The organism is uncultured Citricoccus sp., assembly GCF_937871995.1.
Lineage (GTDB): Bacteria > Actinomycetota > Actinomycetes > Actinomycetales > Micrococcaceae > Citricoccus.
The window spans coordinates 66,271-74,666 of sequence record NZ_CALMQR010000133.1 but is presented as its reverse complement, the minus strand read 5'-3'; the positions used below and the strand labels follow the sequence as shown (position 1 = coordinate 74,666).

General features: G+C 72.7%; 6 protein-coding genes and 1 pseudogene. 3 read left to right on the top strand and 4 right to left on the bottom strand.

Annotation, left to right across the window (positions count from 1 at the left end):
- Nucleotides 1–899, bottom strand: a pseudogene (locus tag Q0283_RS15705) (S9 family peptidase); the annotation flags it as partial.
- Nucleotides 900–981: 82 nt separating this feature from the next.
- On the opposite strand from Q0283_RS15705, the gene Q0283_RS15700 reads away from it, so the two are divergent.
- The 3 genes from Q0283_RS15700 to Q0283_RS15690 all read left to right on the top strand — a co-directional run bounded on the left by Q0283_RS15700 (nt 982) and on the right by Q0283_RS15690 (nt 3,218).
- Nucleotides 982–1,476 carry an NfeD family protein gene (locus tag Q0283_RS15700; protein WP_183526004.1) on the top strand — a complete coding sequence of 165 codons (495 nt, stop codon included), beginning with the start codon at nt 982–984 and terminating at the stop codon, nt 1,474–1,476.
- Nucleotides 1,477–1,541: 65 nt separating this feature from the next.
- Complete coding sequence (locus Q0283_RS15695; RefSeq protein ID WP_298045488.1) at nt 1,542–2,759, top strand: SPFH domain-containing protein; 1,218 nt, start codon at nt 1,542–1,544, stop codon at nt 2,757–2,759.
- A 111-nt stretch (nt 2,760–2,870) separates the two neighbouring features.
- Complete coding sequence (locus Q0283_RS15690; protein WP_183526001.1) at nt 2,871–3,218, top strand: RNA polymerase-binding protein RbpA; 348 nt, start codon at nt 2,871–2,873, stop codon at nt 3,216–3,218.
- Between the two features lie 116 nt (nt 3,219–3,334).
- Here Q0283_RS15690 and Q0283_RS15685 read toward each other — a convergent pair whose 3' ends face one another.
- The 3 genes from Q0283_RS15685 to Q0283_RS15675 all read right to left on the bottom strand — a co-directional run bounded on the left by Q0283_RS15685 (nt 3,335) and on the right by Q0283_RS15675 (nt 8,348).
- Nucleotides 3,335–4,066 (bottom strand): polyprenol monophosphomannose synthase, encoded by a 732-nt coding sequence (locus tag Q0283_RS15685; RefSeq protein ID WP_183528360.1) that lies wholly within the window; start codon nt 4,064–4,066, stop codon nt 3,335–3,337.
- A gap of 83 nt (nt 4,067–4,149) precedes the next feature.
- Nucleotides 4,150–5,265, bottom strand: coding sequence for an amidohydrolase family protein (locus tag Q0283_RS15680; protein ID WP_298045485.1), 1,116 nt, complete (start codon nt 5,263–5,265; stop codon nt 4,150–4,152).
- The gene (locus tag Q0283_RS15675) at nt 5,262–8,348 is read right to left on the bottom strand and encodes an RNA helicase (protein WP_298045483.1); all 3,087 of its coding nucleotides are present in this window, start codon (nt 8,346–8,348) and stop codon (nt 5,262–5,264) included. The genes Q0283_RS15680 and Q0283_RS15675 overlap by 4 nt, the downstream gene beginning before the upstream one ends.
- Nucleotides 8,349–8,396 lie beyond the last annotated feature (48 nt).

Below are 8,396 nucleotides of genomic sequence, written 5' to 3'. Positions count from 1 at the left end.
AGGTAGAGCCATTCCCCGTTGCGGGAGACGCACGGCCCGGAGAAGGACGTCCGTACCTCGCGTCCGCCCGCCACGAGCCGGACGGAGCCGTCGTGGGGACCCGCCGGCTCCACGGCGCGGGTGTCGACCACGGCGACGGCGGTCCGCAGGTCCAGCCCGGCGCCCGCCCCGGGCGTGGTGGTGAAGAACACGTGCCGGCCGTCGGCGGCGTAGACCGGATCGGTGGCCTCGCGCTCCCCACCGGTGAGCTGACGGGCCGGTGGCACGGCCGGGCCCGGCGCGGCGGCGGCCTTCGCCCGTCCCCGCGGGGCGAACACGGGTTCCCCGTCCGGGTCGGGGAGCTCGATCTCGAACAACTGGGCCCGCTGGTCGGTGGTGTAGCCCCGTCCGTTCTCGCGGTGGTCCGGCCCGGTGAACAGTCGCGGGTCCTCCTGCGCCGGGCCGACGTCGGGCAGCGTGCCGTAGCGACCGGCCTCGGGCACCGCGGCGCTGAACACGATCCGGGAGGAGTCCGGGGACCAGTTGAACTGGGTGACCCCCAGGGGCCGGTCGGTGAGGAACCGCGCCTCGCCGCCGTCCAGGGGCAGCAGCACCAGCTGCGGCGCGGAGTCGGCCGGGGTGTCCCGGTCGATCCCGGCGCCGTGGCCGGTTCCCGGGGCTGGCGTGCGCAGGAAGGCAACGCTCCTCCCGTCCGGGGCCACGCGCGGGCCGGCATCCCGGTAGCCACGCGTCAGGCGCCGCGGCGGGGCCGCACCGTCCGTCGAGATGAGCCACAGCTGACCGGTGTAACCGTCCGTCCCGAAGTCCGCGCGGGAGGTGGCGACCACGAGGTGCCGGCCGTCCGGGGTGAGCGAGGGCGTCCCGGTGGAGGTGATGAGGTCGAGCTGCTCTGGTCGCATGTGCATAACCTACGTTGTCGGATGCCGTGGTGAGCAGGCAGGATGGGGGGAAGGGCGCACATCGCGCGGGCAGGAGGCCACGATGGTCGAATGGGTCGGTGACAACCTCTGGGCGTTCTGGCTGACCGTGGCCGTCGTGTTCGCCGTGGTGGAGGTCTTCATCCTGGACCTCGTGTTCCTCATGCTCGCCGCCGGTGCGGCGGCCGCGCTCGCCACGGCACTGGCCGGTGGTGAGGCCTGGCTGCAGATCGTCATGTTCTCCGGGACGTCCCTGCTGATGCTGGCGGCCGTGCGGCCGACGGCCCTGCGGCACCTGAAGAAGGGGCCGGCGGACCAGCTGACCAACGTGGACACCCTGCCCGGCCGGACGGCCGTGGTCCTGGAGGACACCACGGGTGACTCCGGGCTGGCGAAGGTGGACGGCGAGACGTGGACGGCGCGCTCGGCCACCGGGGTCCTCATCCCGGCCGGTTCCGAGGTGGAGATCGACAGGGTCCAGGGGGCCACGCTCATCATCCACCCCCGTCCGAGCATCGACTGGGAGTCCGGCCAGGCCGACCAGACCGACGGACCCTGACCCGGCGCACAACCTACCCAGCATGAACAGCAGGCGGTCCGCGGACCGCAGGAGGGAGCAAGGGCGTGGAAGTCCTTATCGTGCTCATCGTCGTAGCGGTCCTGGTGGCCATCATCCTGATCCGGGCGGTGCGGATCGTGCCCCAGGCGCGGGCCGGCATCGTCGAGCGCCTGGGCAAGTACCAGAGCACCCGGGGGGCCGGGCTGACGCTGATGATCCCGTTCATCGACCGGATGCGGCCCCTGATGGACATGCGGGAACAGGTGGTGTCCTTCCCGCCCCAGCCGGTGATCACGGAGGACAACCTCGTGGTGTCCATCGACACGGTGGTGTACTTCCAGGTGACCGACGCCAAGGCGGCCACCTACGAGATCAACAACTACATCCACGCGGTGGAACAGCTCACCACCACCACGCTGCGCAACGTGGTCGGCGGCATGAACCTCGAGGTCGCGCTGACGAGCCGTGACTCGATCAACAACCAGCTGCGCGGGGTGCTGGACGAGGCCACCGGCAAGTGGGGACTGCGGGTCTCGCGCGTGGAACTCAAGGCCATCGACCCGCCGCACTCCATCCAGGACTCGATGGAGAAGCAGATGCGCGCCGAGCGGGACCGCCGTGCCGCCATCCTGACCGCCGAGGGCACCAAGCAGGCCGAGATCCTCACCGCCGAGGGTGAGCGCCAGGCCGCGATCCTCGAGGCCGAGGGTGACGCCCAGGCCCGCATCCTGCGTGCCAACGCCGAGGCGGAGGCCATCCACGTGGTGTTCGAGGCCATCCATGAGGGCCGCCCGGACCCGGACCTGCTCGCCTACAAGTACCTCGAGACGCTGCCGAAGATCGCCGAGGGCGAGTCGAACAAGGTGTGGGTCATCCCCGCGGAGCTCACGGACGCCCTGGGCCGGATGGGTTCGGCCTTCGGCGGCTCCGGCTCGGCGGAGTCCGCCGTGCAGGACCTGGACGGCGGATCGTCGAGCGGAGACGATGACGGCGAGGCCGACGCCCGGCCCCGGGGCCGCCGGCGGGAACCGCGACCGACCACCGCCGCCGAGCTGAGCGAGGCCGGCCAGGGCCTGGGCGCCATCACGGACACCCCACTGGAGGAGGCGCTGGCGCCGCCGGCGATCCTGGAGGACGAGCACTCGGCGACCGCCGAGCGCGCCCTGCAGGCCTCGACCTCCCCTGCGGACGCGCCCACCATGCCGCGGCGTGCCCCCGGGGGGACGGACGCGGTCAGCCCGGAGGGCCGGATCGGCGAGGGCGGGAACAAAGATGGGTCCTGAGGCGTTGGCACCCTCAGATCCCCCCGCCGGACCGGCCGAGGTACCCGACGGTGCACGGTAGACTGGTGGGTCGACGTCGTACCGCCCCGATGGGGGCCGGAAGGAGACCGAATGAGCGACCGCAGCCTGCGCGGCATGCGCCTGGGCGCCCAGTCCATGGAGTCCGAGTCCGGAGTGGAGCCAGCCCCGCGTCAGCGGGTCGAGTACCGCACCGAGGACGGTGAGCAGGTGTTCGTGGTGTTCGCCACGGACGCGGAGATCCCCGCCACCTGGACCTCGAAGACCGGCAAGGAGGCGCTCCTGGTCGACGGCGAGAAGCCGGACCAGACCGACGCCAAGCCGGTCCGCACCCACTGGGACATGCTCCTGGAGCGGCGCAGCATCGAGGAGCTCGAGGAGGCCCTGGAGGGCCAGCTGAACAAGCTCCGCGAACGCCGGGGCGAGAAGACCAGCTCCTGACCGGTTGCTGAGCGCCGGGACGTCCCGGACCGCCCGGCAGCAGAGGCCCGCATCGCGATCGATGCGGGCCTCTGCTGTTCCCTGCGCCGGGTCCGGCGCCGGGCGCCTTCCGGGGCTCAGCCGCCGAACCGGGCCTTGAGGACGTTCCACCGGGCCTGCAGGCCCCACTGGGTCACCGAGACGACGGCCTCGGTGATGATGTTCCCGCTCATCTTGGACTCGCCGTACTCGCGTTCCACGAAGGTGATCGGCACCTCGGTGATCCGCTTGCCCAGCAGCGCCGTGCGGAAGGTCATGTCGACCTGGAAGCCGTAGCCCTTGGACTGGACGTCGTCCAGGTCGATCGCGCGCAGCGTGTCCGCACGGTAGGCGCGGTAGCCGGCGGTGACGTCGGTGAGCTTCAGGCCGAGCATGATCCGGGGGTACAGCGAGCCGCAGGCCGAGATGAGCTTGCGGTGGGCCGGCCAGTTCACCATCTTGCCGCCCGGGACGCGACGGGAGCCGATCACCAGGTCCGCGCCGTCGACGGCCTCGAGCAGCCGGGGCAGCTGTTCCGGCTGGTGGGAGCCGTCGGCGTCCATCTCCACCAGCACGTCGTACCCGCGCTCCAGGCCCCAGCGGAAGCCGGCGATGTACGCCCCGCCCAGCCCGTTCTTCTGGGTCCGGTGCAGGACGTGGACCTGCGCGTCCGAGGAGGCTGCATCATCGGCCCACTGGCCCGTGCCGTCCGGCGAGGCGTCGTCCACCACCAGCACGTCCGACTCCGGGACGGCCACGCGCAGTCGATCGAGGGTGCGGGGCAGTGACTCGATCTCGTTGTACGTGGGGATGATGGTGAGCACGCGCATGCTGGAGAAGTCCTTCGGGTCGTCCGGGGGCATTGGCAGTCAAGTATAGGGGTGGCCGTCGGGGAGGGGACGGCCGGGGGGGCTCAGGACCGGTGGGCGAGGGCGCCGTCCACGACCGTGGCCACGCACCGCGGGGCCGCGGTGCCCTCCTCGAGGACCGGAAGCAGCGGGGTCCCGGCGCGGGTGTCGGTGCTCCAGGCGGCCACGCGTCCATCCGGTGCCTGCACGCTGAGCGCCTCCGTGGCCCAGATGCCGAACGTGGCCGGAGCGGACGGTGCGATCCGGCCGGCCGTCCCGAACCGGTCGGCGACGGCGGCGGGCAGCGCGCGCAGCCCGGCCCGGGGGGCGGCGGTGAAACCGGCCCGGGCGGAGATCCGCTGGTCCGGGTCCCCGTGCTCGAGGCAGGCCCGGATGGCCGACCAGAGGTCCCCGGGCCCGGCCCCGGTGCCGAGGCAGACCGGAACCCCCCGGGCGAGCAGCGAGGCGACGGGCGCGAGGATGGCACCGGTGGCGTCCGGGACCACGGTCACGGACACGCCCAGGCGGGCCAGGTGCTCGATCGTGGACTCCGCAACGGGGCCGTTCCACGCGACGCGGTGCCGGGCCCGCCCGGTGGCGGCCTGCCCCTGGGCATCGGCGGCCCCGGCGACGGCGGCGATCACGGCCTCCAGGCCCTCGGCGTCCTCCGGCAGGAAGTACACCTGGACGCCGGCCTCGGTGGCCACGCCGGCCAGATGGGCCGCGGCCCCGGCATCCAGCCCCTCCGGCCCCACGCCGGCGGCCAGTCCGGCCACGGCCGTACCCCCGGCGTCGCCCTCCCCCGCCGCGACGCGGGCCTCCTGGAGGGACCGGGGCACCCGGTCTGCCTCGACCGGCCGGTAGGTCACGGTGGCGGCGCCGTCGCCCCTGACGGAACCCGCAGTGCCGGCGGTGCCGACGGTGCCGATGGCCACCGAGAGGAACACCCCCGACGACGCGGGGTCGGCACCGGTGGCCGGGCCGAGCGAGTCCACGAAGGCGGGGACCACGAGGGCCTCATCAAGGTCCACGACCTCCCAGTCCGCCCCGGCGCGCAACCGCATCTGGTCGGCGGTGTCATCGGTTCCGACCCAGGCGACGGACCCGCCGTCCACGAGCACGGCCGTGGCGTAGGGGTCGGACGCGGAGTGGATGGTGCCGTTGACGTAGAGAGTGGTCATCCGTCCAGCGTATCCACACTCGAGTACGCGACCACGCCGCGGCGGATGAGATCCACGGCACGCTGGCACTGGCGCGGCAACCCGGGGTGGCCCGGCACCTTGGAGAGCTGGTCCAGCAGGTCGATCACCTGGCGGGCCCACCGCACGAAGTCCCCCGCGGCGAGGTCCGTGCCCTTGAGGGCGTCGCGCAGGTTCCGTCCCCGGGCCCACCGGTGGATGGGCCAGACCAGTCCGGCGTCCGGCTCGGGCGTCGGTTCGAGCTGGGCACCCCGTTCGGCCAGCTGGAGCTCGTACCAGTGCTCACCGGTGCGGTCCAGGACCTCCTGGAGCCGGGCGGTGGGCATCTGCGGGATGCCCACGGTCTCGTCGCCCTTGGCCTGGTAGACCAGCAGGGCCGCGAAGCCCGCCAGTTCCTCCGGGTCGAGTTCGCGCGCCAGGCCGTCCTCGAGCAACAGGGAGGTCAGCAGGTCCCGCTCACCGTAGATCCGGCGCAGCGTCTGGCCGGAGGCGGTCACCCCCGGGGACGCCGTGGTCCCGGCCACGGCCCCGGCCACCGCGGCCTCGGCGTCCACGTAACCGTAGGTGGTGAGCAGGCCGGTCAATCGGTCGAACGCGCGGGCGATCGTGTTCGTGCGCCCGGCGATGCGGGCGGAGAGCTGGTCCACCTCCTTGCGCAGCTTCCACCAGCGCTCGGCCCAGCGGGCGTGCTCCTCGCGGTCCCGGCACCCGTGGCAGGGGTGCCGCTCCAATTGCCGTCTCAGGTCCTCGACCCGTTCCCCGGCTCCCTCGTCCCGGAACCGGAAGCCCGCGGTGGACCGGCCACCGGGCGCCGGGCGGTGCTCGCGCAGGGCCGACCGCATGGCGGAGGCGATGTCCTTGCGCTGGCTGGGGGTCTTCACCTGGATGTTCTGCGGCAGCCTGGCCCCGGCCACCGGGTCCACGGGGGCATCGAGGTCCTCGGTGGAGATGCGGCGCAGCTGGGCCTGCTGGGTGATCACGCCGACCCGCGGGTTCGCCGGGTTGCCGGCGGGGAACACCACGACGACGGTGCCCAGCCGGCGTGGCCCGGGCACCTCGACGACGTCCCCGGGCAGCAGGTTGGCCAGGGACTCCTTGACCGCCCGCTGGCGGGCGCGGTGGCGGCCCTTGGAGGAGTCCTTCTCCGCCTCCGAGAGTTCCTTGCGCAGCCGGGCGTACTCGGTGAAGTCCCCCAGGTGGCAGGTCATGGACTTCTCGTAACCGGCCAGCGACTCCTCGCGGCTGCGGACCTCGCGGGCCAGGCCCACGACCGAGCGGTCCGCCTGGAACTGCGCGAACGAGGACTCCAGGATGGTGCGGGAGCGCTCGAGGCCGAACTGGGCGATGAGGTTCACGGACATGTTGTAGGTGGGCCGGAACGAGGAGTTTAGCGGGTAGGTCCGGCGCGAGGCCAGCCCGGCCACGGCGGCCGGATCCAGTCCGGGCCGCCAGAGCACCACGGCGTGGCCCTCGACGTCGATCCCCCGGCGTCCCGCCCGCCCGGTCAGCTGGGTGTACTCCCCCGCGGTGATGTTGACGTGGGCCTCGCCGTTGAACTTCTCCAGCTTCTCGATCACCACGGTGCGGGCCGGCATGTTCACGCCGAGGGCCAGGGTCTCGGTGGCGAAGACGACCTTGACCAGGCCGGCGCCGAACAGCTTCTCCACGACCTCCTTGAACGGCGGGAGCATACCGGCGTGGTGGGCGGCGAAGCCCCGGGACAACCCGTCCCGCCAGCCCCAGAACCCCAACACGTCCAGGTCCTCGGGCGGCAGCGATCCGGCGGCCTCGTCCACCACGGACTGGATCTGCTGCTTCTCTCCCGGAGTGGTCAGGTCCAGTCCGGCCCACAGGCACTGCTCCACGGCACCGTCACAGCCGGCGCGCGAGAAGACGAAGGTGATGCAGGGCAGCAGGCCCTCGCGTTCCAGGGTGCGGACCATGCCGGGACGGGACACGCGCAGGTCGCTGCGGGCGCGCTGCGGAGCCTCGTGACGGCCTCCGGCCGGTCCCGGCCCACCGGAGCCACCGCCGTCGTACCGCGTGGTGGTGACGTCCTCACGGCGTCCGTAACCCGGGGACGCCGTGTTCCGCTGTCCTCGGGCGGGCTTTCCCCCGCCCCTGCCGCGCCCCCGGGGCCCGCTCCCGCGGCCGCCCCGGCCGCCGCCGTACTGCTGACGGTTCGGCCGACCCCAGTCGCTGCGTTCCTCCCGCCGTCGCTGGTCCTCGGCCAACCGGGCCAGCTCGGGGTTGAGCACGAGCTGACCGGTGGGCTGCGGGGTTCCCGTGGGGCCGGCGTCGGGATCGGCGGGGTCCCGCACCGGGGTGTCCGGGCCGATCTCGTCGAAGGCGACCTCCGTGGCGAACAGGTCGTACAGCTGGGTCCCGGCCATCACGTACTGCCACAGGGGCACGGGCCGGTGCTCGGAGACGACCACGGCCGTGGACCCGCGGACGGTGTCCAGCCAGGCCCCGAACTCCTCGGCGTTGGAGACCGTGGCGGAGAGCGAGACCAGCTGCACGTGCTCGGGCAGGTGGATGATGACCTCCTCCCACACCGCGCCGCGGAACCGGTCGGCCAGGTAGTGCACCTCGTCCATGACCACGAAACCCAGGTTGACGAGGGTGTCGGAGTCCGCGTAGAGCATGTTGCGCAGCACCTCGGTGGTCATCACCACCACGTCGGCGTGCGAGTTGATGGCGGTGTCACCGGTGAGCAGGCCCACCCGTTCCGTGCCGTAGGTGGCGACGAGGTCCTGGTACTTCTGGTTGCTCAGGGCCTTGATCGGGGTGGTGTAGAACGCCTTCTGGCCGGCGGCGAGGGCCAGGTGGATCGCGAACTCGCCCACCACGGTCTTGCCGGCCCCGGTGGGGGCGGCCACGAGCACGCCGTTGCCGGCCTCGAGCTCTCGGCAGGCCTGGTCCTGGAAGGGGTCCAGCGGGAAGTCCAGGGTGGCGGTGAACCGGCCCAGCTCGGTCTTCGCCTCGGCGGTACGGCGGCGGGCTGCGGCGTACCGCTCCGCGGGGCTCAGCCGGCCGGTGGTGTCATCCGCGGAAGGTGCCATGCACCCAGCCTAGGACATGCCCCTCCTGCGGTCCCCCCGGGGCGTGCG

What these genes read in the sequence shown, in the direction of transcription:
- Q0283_RS15700 (WP_183526004.1), top strand. Translation starts at nt 982, where the DNA reads ATGGTCGAATGGGTCGGTGACAACCTCTGGGCGTTCTGGCTGACCGTG.
- Q0283_RS15690 (WP_183526001.1), top strand. Translation starts at nt 2,871, where the DNA reads ATGAGCGACCGCAGCCTGCGCGGCATGCGCCTGGGCGCCCAGTCCATG.
- Q0283_RS15685 (WP_183528360.1), bottom strand. Translation starts at nt 4,066, where the DNA reads ATGCGCGTGCTCACCATCATCCCCACGTACAACGAGATCGAGTCACTG.
- Q0283_RS15680 (WP_298045485.1), bottom strand. Translation starts at nt 5,265, where the DNA reads ATGACCACTCTCTACGTCAACGGCACCATCCACTCCGCGTCCGACCCC.
- Q0283_RS15675 (WP_298045483.1), bottom strand. Translation starts at nt 8,348, where the DNA reads ATGGCACCTTCCGCGGATGACACCACCGGCCGGCTGAGCCCCGCGGAG.